16 protein-coding genes are annotated in these 15774 nt (G+C 50.8%); 6 read left to right on the top strand and 10 right to left on the bottom strand.

Going from position 1 to position 15774, the window contains the following annotated elements; genetic code table 11:
- Position 1: 1 nt before the first annotated feature.
- A complete protein-coding gene (gene hemL, locus BLQ36_RS01800; RefSeq protein WP_074513708.1) occupies positions 2–1321 on the top strand; it encodes a glutamate-1-semialdehyde 2,1-aminomutase in 1320 nt (439 codons plus the stop codon).
- Between the two features lie 390 nt (positions 1322–1711).
- Complete coding sequence (locus tag BLQ36_RS01795; protein WP_143558653.1) at positions 1712–2464, top strand: sigma-70 family RNA polymerase sigma factor; 753 nt, start codon at positions 1712–1714, stop codon at positions 2462–2464.
- A 49-nt stretch (positions 2465–2513) separates the two neighbouring features.
- Here the strand turns inward: BLQ36_RS01795 and BLQ36_RS01790 are convergent, their stop codons facing one another.
- From BLQ36_RS01790 to ilvA, 7 genes are all read right to left on the bottom strand, one after another.
- Positions 2514–3272 carry a C40 family peptidase gene (locus BLQ36_RS01790; protein ID WP_074513706.1) on the bottom strand — a complete coding sequence of 253 codons (759 nt, stop codon included), beginning with the start codon at positions 3270–3272 and terminating at the stop codon, positions 2514–2516.
- Between the two features lie 33 nt (positions 3273–3305).
- On the bottom strand, positions 3306–3677 hold the full coding sequence (locus tag BLQ36_RS01785; protein WP_081342183.1) for an ArsR/SmtB family transcription factor: 372 nt from the start codon (positions 3675–3677) through the stop codon (positions 3306–3308).
- Between the two features lie 41 nt (positions 3678–3718).
- On the bottom strand, positions 3719–4801 hold the full coding sequence (locus BLQ36_RS01780) for a DUF871 domain-containing protein (RefSeq protein WP_074513705.1): 1083 nt from the start codon (positions 4799–4801) through the stop codon (positions 3719–3721).
- Positions 4802–4846: 45 nt separating this feature from the next.
- Positions 4847–6220 (bottom strand): PTS transporter subunit EIIC, encoded by a 1374-nt coding sequence (locus tag BLQ36_RS01775; RefSeq protein WP_074513704.1) that lies wholly within the window; start codon positions 6218–6220, stop codon positions 4847–4849.
- Positions 6217–7128, bottom strand: a complete 912-nt coding sequence (murQ, locus tag BLQ36_RS01770) for an N-acetylmuramic acid 6-phosphate etherase (protein WP_074513703.1) — start codon at positions 7126–7128, stop codon at positions 6217–6219. The genes BLQ36_RS01775 and murQ overlap by 4 nt, the downstream gene beginning before the upstream one ends.
- Positions 7129–7278: 150 nt before the next feature.
- Complete coding sequence (locus BLQ36_RS01765) at positions 7279–8814, bottom strand: L-lactate permease (RefSeq protein WP_074513702.1); 1536 nt, start codon at positions 8812–8814, stop codon at positions 7279–7281.
- A gap of 208 nt (positions 8815–9022) precedes the next feature.
- Positions 9023–10273: a threonine ammonia-lyase gene (gene ilvA / locus BLQ36_RS01760; RefSeq protein WP_074513701.1), complete on the bottom strand. Its 1251-nt coding sequence runs from the start codon at positions 10271–10273 to the stop codon at positions 9023–9025.
- Positions 10274–10509: 236 nt separating this feature from the next.
- Here ilvA and BLQ36_RS01755 point away from each other — a divergent pair, with 236 nt between their 5' ends.
- Complete coding sequence (locus tag BLQ36_RS01755) at positions 10510–10941, top strand: universal stress protein (RefSeq protein WP_074513700.1); 432 nt, start codon at positions 10510–10512, stop codon at positions 10939–10941.
- Between the two features lie 31 nt (positions 10942–10972).
- Entirely contained in the window at positions 10973–11389 is a 417-nt protein-coding gene (locus BLQ36_RS01750; RefSeq protein WP_074513699.1) for a universal stress protein, read from the top strand.
- 89 nt (positions 11390–11478) lie between these two features.
- On the opposite strand, the gene nrdG is transcribed toward BLQ36_RS01750, so the two are convergent.
- The 3 genes from nrdG to BLQ36_RS01735 form a co-directional block, all read right to left on the bottom strand.
- Positions 11479–11982, bottom strand: coding sequence for an anaerobic ribonucleoside-triphosphate reductase activating protein (gene nrdG, locus BLQ36_RS01745; RefSeq protein WP_074513698.1), 504 nt, complete (start codon positions 11980–11982; stop codon positions 11479–11481).
- Between the two features lie 63 nt (positions 11983–12045).
- Positions 12046–12333 (bottom strand): anaerobic ribonucleoside-triphosphate reductase, encoded by a 288-nt coding sequence (gene nrdD / locus BLQ36_RS01740; RefSeq protein ID WP_074513697.1) that lies wholly within the window; start codon positions 12331–12333, stop codon positions 12046–12048.
- A gap of 319 nt (positions 12334–12652) precedes the next feature.
- Complete coding sequence (locus BLQ36_RS01735; RefSeq protein ID WP_074513943.1) at positions 12653–13711, bottom strand: mechanosensitive ion channel family protein; 1059 nt, start codon at positions 13709–13711, stop codon at positions 12653–12655.
- 120 nt (positions 13712–13831) lie between these two features.
- Here BLQ36_RS01735 and BLQ36_RS01730 point away from each other — a divergent pair, with 120 nt between their 5' ends.
- Both BLQ36_RS01730 and BLQ36_RS01725 read left to right on the top strand, forming a co-directional pair.
- A complete protein-coding gene (locus tag BLQ36_RS01730) occupies positions 13832–14380 on the top strand; it encodes a GNAT family N-acetyltransferase (RefSeq protein WP_074513696.1) in 549 nt (182 codons plus the stop codon).
- Positions 14381–14582: 202 nt separating this feature from the next.
- On the top strand, positions 14583–15764 hold the full coding sequence (locus tag BLQ36_RS01725; protein ID WP_074513695.1) for a phosphopentomutase: 1182 nt from the start codon (positions 14583–14585) through the stop codon (positions 15762–15764).
- Positions 15765–15774 lie beyond the last annotated feature (10 nt).

Here is a 15774-nt window from a genome sequence, read left to right as displayed (position 1 = left end):
TATGCTGAATCTTGAAAAATCCGCTGCCGCCTTTGCGGAGGCGAAATCTTTGATGCCGGGCGGGGTCAATAGTCCGGTTCGTTCCTATGCTAGTGTTGACTGCAACCCGCCCTTCATTGCCCGGGCTGAAGGCGACAAGATATACGATATCGATGGCAATGCGTACATCGATTATGTAGGCTCCTGGGGGCCAATGGTGGTAGGTCATGCTCATCCCCAGGTGGTCAAGGCGCTGCAGGAAGCGGCAACCCGTGGCACGAGTTATGGTGCCCCCACCTGTATCGAATCGGAGCTGGCCAAGCTCGTCATGCAGGTCTACCCATCCATTGAGGTCATCCGCATGGTAAATTCCGGTACTGAGGCGACGATGAGTGCCCTGCGCTTGGCGCGGGGCTATACGGGCCGGGAAAAGATTGTCAAATTCATCGGTTGTTATCACGGTCATAGTGACAGTTTGCTGGTAAATGCCGGTTCGGGCATGGCAACCTTTGGTGTGCCGAGTTCGCCGGGGGTTACGAAGGGAACGGCACAGGATACGATTTCGGTGCCCTATAATGATGCGGAAGCTATCACGAAAGTCATGGAGGAGATTGGTGATGAGGTGGCAGCTGTCATTGTAGAGCCGGTAGCTGGCAACATGGGCTGCGTGCCGCCGAAGCAGGGGTATCTGCGCACGCTGCGTAATCTTACGGAAAAGCATGGGGCACTGTTGATTTTTGATGAGGTCATGTGCGGTTTCCGGGCTTCTTTGGGCGGTGCTCAGGCAGCTTATGGCATTACGCCGGACCTTACCTGCTTGGGCAAGATTATCGGCGGCGGCTTGCCGGTGGCGGCTTATGGCGGACGCCGTGACATCATGCAGAAGGTATCGCCGGCAGGTCCGGTCTATCAGGCGGGAACGCTCTCGGGCAATCCGCTGGCTATGACAGCCGGTCTTGAAACCTTGAAAATCATTACAGCGGAGCCGGAAGAGGGCAAGGCCGATTACAGCCGTGAGCTCACCCTCAAGACTAAGAAGCTGTTGCTGGGGTGGCAGGAAAAGGCCAAGGAAGCCGGCGTTACGATTCAGGCCCATCAGGCAGGTTCGATGTTTGGTATCTTCTTCAATGATCACGATGTTTTCGATTATGAAGATTCCTGCGCATCGGACCAGGAGGCTTTTAAAGTCTGGTTCAAAGCCATGTTGGAGCAGGGAATTTATTTGGCTCCCTCCCAGTTTGAAACCCTCTTTATGAGTGGGGCGCACAGTGATGAAGACATTGACCGCACCATTGCAGCTGCGGCAGTTGCTTTCCAGGCGGTTGCGGATAGCAGAAAATGAATAAATCGCAGGTGGTGAAAAGCCTGTGAATAACGAAAATGTCCGTTGGCCAAGAACCGACGGGCATTTTTTTTGTAAAGGACAACAAGAATAGGAAAGGAAAATAATTGGAAGTAATAGCAAAATGCAATAGAAAAGAAGTGGTGCAAAACAATATTGTAGGATGTAAGTCCTATATATAATAAGGCGGACTTTTTTGACGATTTGGGAGGGGCTGCGGGATAAAGGTTGATGGCACTGTTCATGCGTGGGAGCAGGGAGCTCGGAATAAGGAAAAATAGGGAAAAAAGTCATATTGTATACACGGTTAATGTCATGTTAATATAGATTAGAGTAAGGTAAGAAAGGAAATGGGATAGAAGAAGATAGGAGTTGAATAGAGTCTTGTCGATGGATATCTGGAAAAAGATGACCGATGAAGAGGTCGTAGCGTTGTATCAGCTGAATGGGGATGATCGGCTGGTTCAAATGATGTTGAAGCGCTATGCTCCGATGATTGGTGGTCAGACGCGCTGGAACTGTCTGCGCAATATTGCTCAGGAAGATTTGTTTCAGGAAGGGCAGATAGGCTTTTTTAAAGCAATGCGGGATTACAATCCGGAGAAGAAGATACCCTTTGGTGTCTTTGCCCAGCATTGTGTGCGCTGTCAGTTTATCACGGCTGTAAAGGCTTTGCAGCGTCTCAAAAATCAGCCCCTCAATACGGCTTATTCCCTGGACTATTCCATTGCAGAAGAGAGTGAGAATTACACGCTGCTGGATATTCTGGTCAGTGATGAGTTAGAGGCGAATCCTGAGTTCTGCTTGGTGATGAAGGAAGATTATGAATTCTGCCAGGCAGTGGTGACGAAGGAGTTGACGCCTTTTGATTACCGCATTTTCCTGTCCTATGTGCGCGGGATGTCTTATCAGGAAATTGCCGATGAAATCAGCGGTTCCATCAAGAGCGTTGACAATGCCCTGCAGCGTTCTAAGCGCAAAATGCGCCGTCATATCATGGCGAAACAGGATATTACCGTTGAGATGTTCCGGAATTATTTGGTAGTTCAGCAGCTGTTGTTGATGACCGAGCGGGAAGACTCCCCCGAAGAACAACTGGTGGCATTAAACCTGCAGGATATTTTGCTGCAGATAAGTGCGTAAGGATTAGAAAGAGCCTCCGACCTAGTGTCGGAGGCTCTTTGCGTATTCGTCATTTTACAATGTGTTTTCCGCCGTAGTAACGCGGGGACCAATAGCTGTTGGACAATTCATCGATGCGGACGCCTTTGCTGGAGCTGGCGTGGATGAATTGTCCGTTACCCAGATAGATGCCGCAGTGGGAGGCTCCGGGTTCATAGGTGGTAAAGAAAACTAAGTCACCTGGAACCAGCTGGCGGCTGCTGGTGGTCCGTCGCCCGAGTTTGTATTGCTCATCGGCGGTGCGGGGAATCGTGATTCCGTTCTGGGCAAAGACGTATTGCAGATAGCCAGAGCAGTCAAAGGCCTTCGGGGTGTCTCCGCCAAATTTGTAGGGGACGCCTAGGTAGGATTTTGCCGTGCGGATGATGGCATTTACTTTGCCAGGGGCAAGTATGGGCTGATTATCCGGTGCTAGCTGGCCGCCACCGGTTTGAGGAACTGGAAGGGGCTGTGGTTTAGGAACATTGCTGCCCCAGGTACGCTGCTTGGCTTTTTGCAGTGCCCGCCAAGTGGCGTTGTTGACGATTCCGGTGATGCGGATTTTTTGGTCACGCTGAAATTCGGCCACAGCTCGTTCCGTCTCATCGCCGTAGACACCATCTACCGAGTGGATGGTGTAGCCGACATTTTTGAGTTTTTTCTGTAACAGCAGCACATCATGTCCGGTGGAACCAGAGCGAAGTGTTGGGGATGCCAGTACCGTGCCGGTCAGCATGACAAGCGACAGGCAGGTGATAAGGCCGGTTCGGAGCAGCTGTGGTCGTTTCATAGTCCTCGTCCTTTCTATCGGTTTCCTTTTCCGTTAAGCCTCGCGAACGTGGTCAAGTCCCTGACGCATGAGTTTTAAGACGTGGTCATCGTCCAGGGAATAAAAAGCCTCTTTGCCGACTTTGCGGAATTTCACGAGACGGGCAGCACGAAGTACACGCAGTTGATGCGAGATGGCAGATTGTCCCATCTGAAGTGCTTCGGCAATATCGCAGACGCAGAGCTCCTCTTCGGAAGCCAGCAGGGAGAGCAGTTTGATGCGAGTCTTGTCTCCTAGCGTCTTAAAGACATCAGCCAATGCCAGGCTGGTTTTGTCATCGAGTTTGTGGATGGCGCAGTCTTGGAGCCGGTCTGGATGGGTATGATAGACCTCGCAGAGGTCATCGTTAGCGGTATAATCGTCCATAAAATCCTCCCATTACATTCAATTATGTATATTATAGCAGTTTATTCTTTGAATCGGAATGAAAACTTTCGTCCTGGGGTGATGTACTGGAGCATGTTGACTTCGCTTTCCTCGACCATGGCGGCGACGTTGGTTCGTGCATCGGCCTCTTGGGGGGTGCGGATAATTTGAAGTTCGCCCATGTAGCGCTGATAATCGACATTGTCTAAAGTTACGGCGCCAATGGGGCGTATGATGGTATTGTCCGGCCGGATTTTCTCGCCCATGTCCTTGAGAATTTGGCGGCTTTCTTCGGCGCGGATGGCATCCCGGGCTTCGTCGGCCCGGGCCGTGAAGGTATGGGAAAGCAGTTCGCGCTGTACTGGGTCCTTGGTTAGGAGCTTAGCCCCCAGGGTGACTTGATTGTTGTTTAGGGAGCCGATGGAATGCAGTTCTTCATCGGTGGGCAGACTATCCGAAATAAAGATGGAGTCGATGCCCAAAGCGATGAGGTGGCGGGCGGCCAGTTCGGCTGATTCATCCCGATGGTCTTCCATGGTGGGGAGGCCGTCCTGCAAGGGGCTGCGGCGGCGTCCTTGACTGGGGACAAAGGCGCCGGTCTTGATTTTCAGCTTATGCAGCATCATGGTTTTGCGCACGAGACATTCCTCGCTGATGCCTGTGCCACGGCGGGGATAGAAATTATGCAGGGCGTCAATCTGGCGGAAGTTAGCCTGCATTTCTACCAGCGCGCTGAGGAGTTTGCCCGTAATCGTGGAGGCGTTGAGTTGAATGCGGATATCCTGTTTGTTGTGGGATAGTTTTACAATATCTTCCAGACCGAAGCCGTAATCTAACCGTAGGGTGGTAATTCCCAGCATGCGGAAGGCCGACGGGGAAAATTCTTTGATTCCCAACAGGTCCATGGTGGTGGGGGAGATATCGGAGATGACTTCCATATTGTGGCGCCGGGCTTCCCGCAGCAGTTCCGACAGTTCCCGCTTCAAGGCTTGGACATTGGTCTCAGGGATGTGTAGGGAGGTGAAGATGCGGCGAAAGCCGCAGGCTGCAGCTTTATCGATGAGTTCAAGATTTTCCTCCAGGGTGTTATCCAGCCCTGGGTAGATTGAAATACCATTGTTCATGAAATATTCCTTCTTTATCGTTTGATATTGTGGTGAGGATGCGGTCTAGTCTTCGGACGGGTCGTCGAAGCCAAGCAGCCAGGTGGCGGCAAATCCCGCTGCATAGGCTGTAATCAGGCCCAAAAGGTAAAGGGAGATGTGGTCGGTACCAGCGGCCAACGGTAGGCCGGAAATACCGAGGGTAGCTGAACCAATGCCGAAGGCGGCTTGAACAGCCCCGCCAAAGGCACCGCCAATGCAGGCGCCGATAAATGGCCGGCCCAGGGGAAAGGTGACACCGTAGATAAGGGGTTCGCCAATGCCCATGATGCCAACCGGGAGAGCGGAGGCAACCGTCTGTTTTAGGTGTTTGTTCTTGGTCTTCAGGTAGACGGCAAAGCTGGCTCCCACCTGTCCCGCTCCGGCCATGGCCAGGATGGGAAGCAGTATGGTTACGCCGTAACGGGCGAGCAGGTCTACGTGAATCGGGGTGAATGCTTGATGGAGTCCAAGCATGACAAGGGGAAGCCATAACCCGCCAAGAACAAAGCCGGTTATGGCACCACCGGCATTTATGGCAGTAGTTACCGTCTGGCCTATGAGATCGGACAGAAAACCGCCTAAGGGTTGCAGAAATAGAATAGCAATGGCACCCGCAAGGAGGAAGGTAAAAAGCGGCGTTAAAAACAGGCTGAACATCTCAGGGATAAGGCGGCGCAAGCGCTTTTCTACCAGGGAACCGAGGGCAGCGATGAGCAGTACCGAAATGACTCCGCCGCGGCCTGGGACCAGCTGGGTGTTGTTGAGGGTGATTCCTGCCAGTCCTGGATGGGTGATAAGTCCACCGAGAATGCCGCCGAGGATGGGGGTGCCACCAAATTCTTTGGCGGCGTTGAAGCCGATGAAGAGATTCATTCCCCAGAAAATGACATTGCCAGCCACGGCTAGCAGCTGGAACCAGGCGGTGGCGGATACCGAGGGGTCCGCTTTGGACACGACGTTTAACAGGCCGCTGATGAGTCCGCAGGCGATGAAGGCAGGAATCAGCGGCACAAATATGCTGGCGATTCGCTTGAAGAACAGTTTAACCGGGGTGGCATTTTGGGCGCGGATTTGCGCGTGAAGTTCTTTGCCATCGCCAATTTTGGCTTTGCTTTTCGCTGCTGCAGCTGGGCTGGTAGGGGCAGAGTCCTTATGGACGAGCTTGGAAAATTCGTCGGTGACGTTATCCACCCGGCCCGGGCCTAAGATAATTTGCAATTCGTCCTCATTCTGATTGACGCCGAGAACGCCTTCGATGCTCTTTAACCGCTGCTCGGCGTCTGGTGGTGTTGTTTCTAGTCCTAGGCGGAGGCGAGTCATGCAGTGGGTTATGGTTTTGATGTTAGCGGCAGGCCCAGTAATTTGGAAAATCTGCCGAGCGATTGTTTCATAATTCATGCGCGTATCTCCATTTCCTGTAAAGCATTGCCAAGTTTTCCCGCTGCTTTAGTGAGCAGCTCTCGTCCTTTTTCGGCGCTACAGCCCGTCAGCTGCAGCAGGATAGCAAGTTTTGCCTGTCCTTCGGCTTTTTCAAGAGCGGCAATGGCTTCGTTGCGGCTGCAGCCGGTGGCCTCCATGACGATGCGGCGGGCTCGCTCCTCGAGTTTGAGGTTGGAGGTCTTTACATCTACCATGAGGTTTCCGTAAACTTTGCCCAGTTTAATCATGGTGCCGGTGGACAGCATGTTGAGTACCAGTTTTTGAGCGGTACCAGCTTTCATGCGGGTGCTGCCGGTAACTGCCTCAGGCCCTGTGACAGGGGTGATGGCAAGGTCGGCAAGGTCGGCTATCTGGGAGTTTTCACTGCAGGATAGGGCGATGGTTGGCGCCTGCAGCTTTTTGGCGTATTCGATGCCGCCGATAACGTAGGGGGTGCGTCCAGAGGCGGCGATGCCAACCAGTACATCGCCTGAGGAAAAGCCCGCGGCTTTTAAATCTTCCCAAGCAAGGTTTGGATTATCTTCTGCCCCTTCCTGGGCTTTGAAGATGGCTGGCGTTCCCCCGGCGATAAGTCCCTGTACCAGCTCTGGTGATGTTCCATAGGTTGGCGGGCATTCCACCGCATCGAGGATGCCGAGACGGCCGGAGGTACCTGCACCGATATAAAAGAGGCGGCCGCCCCTTTTGAGTTTTTCGGTGATGAGGTCGATTGCCTGGGCAATTTGTGGCAATACCCGTTCCACTGCCAGTGGCACCTGCTGGTCTTCGCGATTGATAGCCGTCACCATTTCCAGGGTGCTGAGTTCGTCGATATGGGCTGTATGGGGATTACGACCTTCTGTCGTAAGTTTATTCAACGGAATCATAATTTTCTCCTTTACGCACTGTTTATCCCTAGTATAGCATATAACACCAGAGAAGACATATAACTTAGCGAGGGAAGCAAAAAGCGACTGCCGGAATCGACAGCCGCTTTTTAAAGTGGTTAGCAAAAATGTTTTAATGGTTTCGTTCGGTTAGCCTACGAAGCTCTGGCCGAAGTAGACGATGATGCCCATGACGATGACAAAGGGCACATAGTACTTGACGGCGAATTTCAGCAGCTGGCCGTCAACGCCGGTAACACCAATCGAGGCAACCGCAATGGCGATGCTCTGGGGGGATACCATTTTGCCGGCGCAGGCACCGGTGGCATTAGCAGCGGCAATCCAAGCCTGGGCAGCTGGTGTAGCGCCGATAGCCATGGCGGAGTCAGTCTGCAGTTTACCAAACAGCACGCAGCTGGAGGTAGCAGAACCCGTGATAAAAGTACCGATGGAGCCGATGAAAGCTGCAATGCACGGATAAGCCGTACCTGTGGCAGCAACTGCGGTTACAGCAATTTCATGAGTCATGCCAGCATAGCCCATGACTTTTGCCGTAGCGATGACGGCGATAATCGTAACAATCGTGAAACGAAGGTTTATGACGGTTTTCTTGAAAACGCTGAGCATTTCATCAATGCCAGCGCCCTGAACACTGCCGCCGATGAAGGCAGCCAGGAGAATCAGGATACCCGGTGTAGCAATCCAGGTAAAGGTGTACGGTGCACCGCCTTCACCATCGTAGATGAGGACCGAAGTCTTGATGAGGTTAAGCGGGTCATGAAGTGCCGGAACGAGTTTCGATGTAGCCAGCAGGAATACGAAAATCAGGATGAACGGTAGCCAAGCCTTGAGACCACCAGCAGCGGTAACCGGCTCTTCATCCTCATGAGATGGCATTGCGTATTCCGGGTCGTTTACCGGGAACAGCTTTGCACAGCCGACAATGGCGCCCATGGCACCGATAGCACCAGCGACCACAGCCAGTTCCGGACCCATAAAGTGAGCGACAATCAGCTCCGGAATAAGGAAGCCAAGAGCAGCGGCAATGCACATGACCGTCATGCCTTTGAGAGCTTTGAGCTTGCCGCCGCCAGCAACAATGGTCATAAGGGTTGGGCAGAGAACCGTCAGCGGAGCAAGCTGCAGGCAGGTATAGGTGGCAAGGGTAGTTGGATCATTGCCCGTAACGCTGCCAAGGGTGACGAGCGGAATTCCGATGGAGCCATAAGCGGTTGGTACGGAATTGGCAATCAGGCAGACAGAGGCAGCCATGATCGGATTGATGCCGATACCAGCAAGCATACCAGCCGGGATTGCGATGGCCGTACCAAAGCCGGCCATACCTTCGAGAAATCCGCCGAAGCCCCAGCCAATCAGCAGGATCAGCACGCGGCGGTCATGGCTGACCGAAGTGAGCATTTTCTTGATGACGTCCATGCCTTTGGTGTGAAGGGAAAGATTGTACGTAAAGATTGCGGCGATGATGACCAAAAGGATTGGCCAGCAAGCCAAGGCAACACCTTCGAGGAAAGCCTGGAAAGCGTGCACAGCGGTCATATCATAGAGCCCCATGCCGACAACAATCGAAATGAGGAGGGCCAGGAGGCAGGCCTTGTGACCGGGCATATGAAGGATGCTCAGCGCAACGACCAACCAAAGAATTGGGGACAGTGCGAGTAGAACCAAATGAGTTCATTCCTTTCTTTTGATGACAGATCATCGTGAAAAAATATTAAAAATTATAAATAAGACACTTCATTATATAAATAGGTACTAAAAAAGTCAATGCGTAAGCTAAAAGGTTCTATTTTTAGAAAACTATGAATAACAATACAGCGAGAGAGAAAGAAAAAGAACCCGGATAAAAATGGGTTCAAATTCCGTTAGAACGCTATTAATAGAGGCGATCGACTTCGTAACCGTTTTTGTTCAAGGCTCCGATTATACGGTTGACATGTTCTTCGTTATGGGTTTCGACAGTGACCTCCAAAACCACTTTTTTGAAGCTGTCGGTGACTTTGGCCTGATTGTGGTTGAGTTCGATGACATTGGCATTTTCCTCAGCCAGGATACGGGAAACATTGAGAAGCTGTCCCGGTTTATCCGGCAGCGGAACGGCGAAACAAAATACACGGCTGCGGGCAATCAAAGCCTTCTCAATCAAGGCGGAAATCATGGAAATATCAATGTTGCCACCACTGACGATAGCGGCGACTTTCTTTCCTTTGAAGGGAAGCTTTGTCAGCGCTGCCAGTGAGAGAACACCGGCCCCTTCTGCAATGAGTTTATGTTTTTCGATGAGAGCCAGCAGGGCGCCCATGATTTCCATTTCCGAAACGGTGATGATATCGTCGAGATATTTCTTGCAGAATTCAAATGTCAGTGTGCCGGCCGTTTTTACCGCGCAGCCATCAGCGACGGTATCCGCACTGTCCAAGGTAAGGATTTTGTTGTTCGCGAGAGCTGTTTTCATGCAGGCTGCATTTTCTGGTTCGACACCGATGACCTTAATGTCAGGATTGACGAGTTTCGTAGCCAAGGCTACGCCGGAAGCAAAACCGCCACCGCCAATTGGTACGAGAATGGCGTCGATATCCTTGCAGGCATCGATGATTTCCAGGGCGGTCGTGCCCTGTCCGAGGAGAACCTGCAAATCATTGAAGGGATGGATGTAGACATAGCCATATTTCTTCTGCAATTCCAGGCTGTAGGCATAGGCATCGTCGAACCCGTCTCCGTGCAACACAACTTCGGCGCCTAGAGCCTTGGTTCCTTCTACTTTTAGGATCGGGGTGGTGGCTGGCATGCAAATAACGGCCTTTACGCCAAGTTTTTGGGCGGCATAGGCAACGCCTTGGGCGTGATTGCCGGCAGAGGCTGTGATGACACCTTTGGCGCGCTCCTCTTCAGTCAGTTGGCTTATTTTGTTATAGGCACCGCGCAGCTTGAAAGCACCCGTATGCTGAAGGTTTTCTGGTTTGAGGAATACCTGATTGCCGGATAATTCCGAGAAAAAATCGCTGGGGATCAGCGGCGTTTTCTTGACAACACCTTCGAGTTGGCGGGCTGCTTGATAGACGCCGGAAATAGTAGTAGCGGCAACGATTTCCTGATTGGATGGGGTTGCAGTTTCTTTCTTCGGCATGAAAAAGGCCTCCTTGATAAATACAGTTATATTGAATATTAAGAAATGATTTACAGTGGTGATGGCATAATATCGATAAAAACCCCGTAAATGTTTAATAAAGTTTATCATCTTTTTACAATTATTGTCAACGTGATTTTCGGTGAGAAAAATTTCGATAGTTTTATAAAAATTAGAGGAATTTTGTGGAAATTCAGCGAACTATACAGTATAAGACTCACGGGGGAGGAATCCAGATGAAGAAACTTACCCGTATCCTTGTTCCTGTTGATGCGTCAGAGGGGGCTGAACGGGCTGTAGAGTTCGCCGTTTCCTTGGCGGAAACTACGGGAGCAGTGCTCGATATTCTGCATGTTTCTTATTTCGATAAGGACACGGATGCAGAAGAGGAGTCATGGCTGCCAGAGGCGATAGCCGGCTCTGTCGGGGCAATGGAGAAGGAGGCCTTGGAACGAGCGAGGAAACACGTTCCGCCTTCCGTTACGGCAGAGTATCATCGTCGAACGGGAATTCCCGCTGATGAGATTTTGCGTTTTGCGCAGGAAAAGCAGACAGGACTTATCGTGGTCGGCTGCCGTGGTCTTGGTTTTATGAAGGGACTTTTGCTCGGAAGCGTAAGTCAGGAAATCGTCGAACGGGCAGATGTTTCGGTGGCAGTGGCCAGATAACGGAAGGCATTTTATCAAGGGGGTAAATATTATGATGAAGAATATCCTTGTACCAGTAGATGGATCGGAAGGTTCGGACCGTGCGGTTGCTCAGGCAATTGCTTTAGCGGAAGCTTGCGAAGCGAAACTTAACTTCCTGTATGTAGCAAACATCAACCAGTTGGCAATCAATGCCTGCTTGTCCGACGCAATCTTGGAAGCAGTAACCAAAGCGGGAAATGTCATTTTGGACCGCGCCATGCAGATGGTACCGTCAGATGTGGAAAAGGAAGCCTTCTCGGAAACCGGCTCGCCGGCTGTGGTCATTCTCGACTTTGCCGCCAGCAATGAGATGGACCTCATCGTCATGGGCAGCCGCGGACTGGGCGTTGTCAAGGGCGTTCTTTTAGGAAGCGTCAGTCAGTATATCGTAGAGCAGTCGAAGTGCCCGGTACTGGTCGTGAAATAAGAATCCTTGTATCACATTTCCATATAAAAAAGTCACAGATAAGGATGGAGAAATCGTCCATTTCTTATCCGTGACTTTTTATTTGCCTGTTATTCGTCTGTATAGAGAAGTTTTATTTTCCCGTTTTTTCGCCAGGCCTTCATATCGATGATGCGCTGATTGCGGCTGCCGCGGAAACTCAAGGTGAGATCGCGCTGCTCCTCCAGGTATTTTCCGTCTACCAGCACATCGATTTCGTCGAGCAGGGCATTGATGGCAGGGTTGCGACGGGTGATGAGTTCCTCGAGAGTGTAGCCGCTGTAGCTCCAGACATCTAAGCCTCGGGCATGGACGTCTTTGGCCAGTCGGGTGAGGGGGGCAGGCTGCATGAAGGGTTCTCCGCCACTGAAGGTTACGCCGGATAGGAGGGGATTCTTTTCGATTTCTGCCATGATGGCTTCGGGAGTAGTTTCCCGTCCTCCTTGAAAATCGTGGGTGTCGGGGTTATGGCAGCCGGGACAGTGATGCGGGCACCCTTGGGTGAATACGGTGAGCCGCATGCCTTCGCCGTCGACAACGGAGTCGTCAACAATGCCGGCGATTCTGAGTTTCATGGATGAAGACTTCCTTTCATAGAAAAACCTTCCTCAGTGAGGAAGGTTTTTGGTAATTTGCTTTTAGTGTCGCATCCCATGCTTTACGCGGTCATGTTCTTCGGCGCGTTTGGCATCGTTCCAACGGTCGATGGTGCCCACCAAGTAGCCGGTGATGCGGCGGATGCGTTCGAATTTTTGCGGCTGGAGGACGTAGTCGATGTTGACATCGTCGTTACCCGCAGCAGAAATATGAAGGGTGTCGAGTTTTTCCTTGGTTTCATTCTCGACATAGTCGATGTAATTCACGATTTCCTGCTCGGAAATATCTTCGATACCTTCTACGGTTACGTCAATGCCATTTACTAACATGTAATCCACCTGTCCTTCTATCTTTAATTCTGCTTATTTATTAATACTGGCGCAAACAGTGTTTTTTCGCTTGCAAGGAAATTATACTATATATATGGTACAGCAGTCAATAGGGATACTACATATAGTTGTTTGCGGCAGATAACACACAGGCTTATCCACAGGACGTTTCTGCATGTTATCCGATATTTTGATAGTTTATGCAGGCCATTTCTTGCCTAAATCGCAATGCAATCGATGAAATCCGCGCTTTATCTGATTCCCGCGAAATTGAGAGGATGAATAAACTTTCTTGACGAAAAAAGTTATCCACAGTTCGTCATTGCGGTGATTGATCTGCTTGGATAACCGTGCGGATTGGATAGGGGATTTCGATACCCTCTTCCCGATAGCGTTTGGTCAAGGCTTTGATGAATTCGTGTTTGAGCAAGAACTGATGGTCAAAGCGGCTGGAATGCATGATGACGTTGAAGTTGATGCTGGAGTCGCCAAAGGTGTGGAAGCGAACAGCGGGCTTTATCTTTACGTCTTTGTCGACTTGCTCGAGAATGGCTTCGGCAACCTCGACGGTTACGCGCTCGACTTTATCAAGGTCGCTGTCATAGGCTACGCCGATGGGGATGCGGATAACAATGTCCCGGCGCGGCATGCTGAAGTTGGTGATATTCGAAGAAGCGATTTTCTGATTTGGCACAACGACCATGTTGGCATCGCCAGCTGGTACGATGGTGGTGAAGCGCCAGGTGATATCGGTGACCCGGCCTTCTTCACCGGTGCTTAGACGGATGTAATCCCCAATGCGCAGCTGCTTGGAAAGAATCAGATGGAGACCGGAGAAGATGTTGGCCAGGGTTTCCTGCAAAGAGAGGGCAACGGCCATACCACCAACACCCAGGGCAGTCAGGATGGGGGCAATGGAAATTCCGTAGTATTGAAGAATAACGAGAAAGCCCATGGCGTAGATGATGCCGTTGACAATGGCATTGAGCAAGGTGGTTTTGGGCATCTTCTGTTCCGAGCGCTCGATTTGCATGTCAATGATGCCGTTGACCGTGCGGGCAATGACCCGGGTAATCGATAGGATGATGACGGTGAACAGAACGTAGGAGAAAATCTTGACCAGCGGTTCACTCAAGTGGCTGGTATTGACAATCCAATAGAGACCGACGACGAGGCAGAGAGAAATCGGCACGCCGCGAAGGGCATTGACAAAGATGAACTGCCAAGTGGTCTCGTCGGTGGAGAGGTGACGGGAAACGCGTCGGTGAATGATGCGGTTAATGGTGATGCCGGCGGTAAGGGCAACGGTGAGAATGCAGCCCGGCAGGATAAGCATTTCTAAAAGATGAGCCCAGTCAATCCAGGACATCCATTCCATAGTGGACAAGATAAAACCCCCTTGTTATATGACAGTGATTGAATCACTTGAACTCGAAAATACAATTATTATACTATATAATAGGAAAAAGAAAAACCAAAATAGGAATGGAGCGATAGTATGGCAGAAATTCTGCACGTTGGAGAACGCCTTCAATTGCGAAAGGCTGATTTATCTGACCTCGATTATATTATGAAGCTGGAATATGAGCCAGAGAATCTTAAGTTTATCGTCCCCTTTGACCGGGATTTTCATACAAAGCTTATCGGTGAAGGGAAAGCGGCTATGGATATCATCGTAGAGGAGCGAGAGACGGGCAATTCCGTTGGGTATTTGATGATTAATGGTCTGACCACCGAGGCGAAGGAAATCGAGTGGACCCATGTCATCATCGAGAAAAAGGGCGTTGGTTATGGTCACGAAGCCATGAAGCTGCTAAAAGCCTGGTCCTTTGATGATTTGAAATTCCATCGTGCCTGGATGGACTGTAAGGATTATAACGCCCGGGCCTTGCATCTCTATGAGTCAGAGGGAATGGTGCGGGAAGGCTTGATTCGCGAGACAATCATTACCAACGGGGTATATGAAAATCTGGTAATACTGGGAATTTTGGATCGGGAGTATCAAGCTCGTAAAGAACACGGGTTAGAACTTCCTGCGAAAAAATAATAGGGAACCTGCGAATAAGAAATTGGCAAATCGGACACATGTTTAAGAAACAAGATGAAATCGGCATTGTTTCGAGACATGTGTCCTTTTATTGCAAGCCGGAAAGCGATACAATAATAATAACCTAAGATAAGATTAAGAACAGTAATCGTCAGACAATTATAAACATAACGAACTGTTTTTGGTATGGGAGGTCTTTTTTATGAGTAAATTCAAACGCGCCTTTATTATTGTGCTGGACAGCTATGGTATTGGCCGTGAGCCGGATGCTCCGGAATTCGGTGATGATGTGTGCAATACGTTGAAGTCCATTGTCGCTTCGCCGAAGTATGACACGCCGAATATGAAAAAGTTAGGTCTTTTCAATATTGATGGCGTGGATTGCGGTACACCGGAGGCAAAGCCAATTGGCAGTTTCGCCCGCCTGCGTGAACTTTCCCGGGGCAAGGATACCACCATTGGTCATTGGGAAATTTCTGGTATTGTATCGGAGCGTCCGCTGCCGACCTATCCGGATGGCTTCCCGGCAGATTTGATTGCAAAACTCGAGAAGGCTTTCGGCAAAAAAATCCTCTGCAACAAACCCTATTCCGGTACGGCGGTCATCAATGATTACGGCCGTGAGCAGGAAGCAACGGGCGGCTTGATTGTTTATACGTCGGCGGACAGCGTTTTCCAGATTGCTGCCAACGAAGCCGATGTGCCGGTGGAAGAGCTCTATGGATACTGCAAGACGGCTCGTGAGATGTTGCAGGGGGAACATGGTGTAGGCCGTGTCATTGCTCGTCCTTATGTGGGAAGTTATCCGGATTATACGCGCACTTCCCGTCGTCATGACTTCTCCTTGGACCCGACGGGCGATACGATGATGGATGCGTTGCAGCGCAAGGGGCTCGATACCATCGGCGTTGGCAAGATTTCCGATATCTTTGCAGGCCGCAGCATCAGCCGCAGCCTGGGCATCAACAAAGACAATGTTGACGGCATGGAAAAGACGCTGAAAGTTATGGATGAGGATTTCACGGGCCTTTGCTTTGTAAATCTCGTCGATTTTGATATGCAGTATGGTCATCGCCGCAATATCGATGGCTATGCGGAAGCAGCAACGGTGTTTGACCGTCAGCTGGGCGAGTTCATGTCCAAGATGAAGGACGATGACGTGCTGATGATTACCGCAGACCATGGCTGTGACCCAGGGGCACCGGGAACGGATCATACCCGCGAGTATGTGCCGCTGCTGATTTACGGCAAACAGATTAAAGAGGGCGTCAACCTCGGAACTTATCCGACCTTTGCCATGATTGGCGCAACGATTTCGGATATGTTTGACTGCGACCTCAAAACCAAGGGTGAGAGCCTGCTGCCGCGTATCGTAAAAGACTAAGGTATCAATA

It is taken from the genome of Selenomonas sp. WCT3 (assembly GCA_900100835.1).
Taxonomy (GTDB): Bacteria; Bacillota; Negativicutes; order Selenomonadales; family Selenomonadaceae; genus Selenomonas_A; species Selenomonas_A ruminantium_E.
Note: the sequence above shows the minus strand (reverse complement) of the source record. Positions and strands in the feature narration are given on the sequence as shown.

Bases quoted from the DNA above. Each gene is read 5' to 3' on its own strand.
- BLQ36_RS01730 (WP_074513696.1), top strand. From the start codon at position 13,832: ATGGCAGAAATTCTGCACGTTGGAGAACGCCTTCAATTGCGAAAGGCT.
- murQ (WP_074513703.1), bottom strand. From the start codon at position 7,128: ATGATTCCGTTGAATAAACTTACGACAGAAGGTCGTAATCCCCATACA.
- hemL (WP_074513708.1), top strand. From the start codon at position 2: ATGCTGAATCTTGAAAAATCCGCTGCCGCCTTTGCGGAGGCGAAATCT.
- BLQ36_RS01795 (WP_143558653.1), top strand. From the start codon at position 1,712: ATGGATATCTGGAAAAAGATGACCGATGAAGAGGTCGTAGCGTTGTAT.
- nrdG (WP_074513698.1), bottom strand. From the start codon at position 11,982: ATGAAACTCAGAATCGCCGGCATTGTTGACGACTCCGTTGTCGACGGC.
- BLQ36_RS01735 (WP_074513943.1), bottom strand. From the start codon at position 13,711: ATGGAATGGATGTCCTGGATTGACTGGGCTCATCTTTTAGAAATGCTT.
- BLQ36_RS01750 (WP_074513699.1), top strand. From the start codon at position 10,973: ATGATGAAGAATATCCTTGTACCAGTAGATGGATCGGAAGGTTCGGAC.
- BLQ36_RS01785 (WP_081342183.1), bottom strand. From the start codon at position 3,677: ATGGACGATTATACCGCTAACGATGACCTCTGCGAGGTCTATCATACC.
- ilvA (WP_074513701.1), bottom strand. From the start codon at position 10,273: ATGCCGAAGAAAGAAACTGCAACCCCATCCAATCAGGAAATCGTTGCC.
- BLQ36_RS01790 (WP_074513706.1), bottom strand. From the start codon at position 3,272: ATGAAACGACCACAGCTGCTCCGAACCGGCCTTATCACCTGCCTGTCG.
- nrdD (WP_074513697.1), bottom strand. From the start codon at position 12,333: ATGTTAGTAAATGGCATTGACGTAACCGTAGAAGGTATCGAAGATATT.
- BLQ36_RS01780 (WP_074513705.1), bottom strand. From the start codon at position 4,801: ATGAACAATGGTATTTCAATCTACCCAGGGCTGGATAACACCCTGGAG.
- BLQ36_RS01725 (WP_074513695.1), top strand. From the start codon at position 14,583: ATGAGTAAATTCAAACGCGCCTTTATTATTGTGCTGGACAGCTATGGT.
- BLQ36_RS01755 (WP_074513700.1), top strand. From the start codon at position 10,510: ATGAAGAAACTTACCCGTATCCTTGTTCCTGTTGATGCGTCAGAGGGG.
- BLQ36_RS01775 (WP_074513704.1), bottom strand. From the start codon at position 6,220: ATGAATTATGAAACAATCGCTCGGCAGATTTTCCAAATTACTGGGCCT.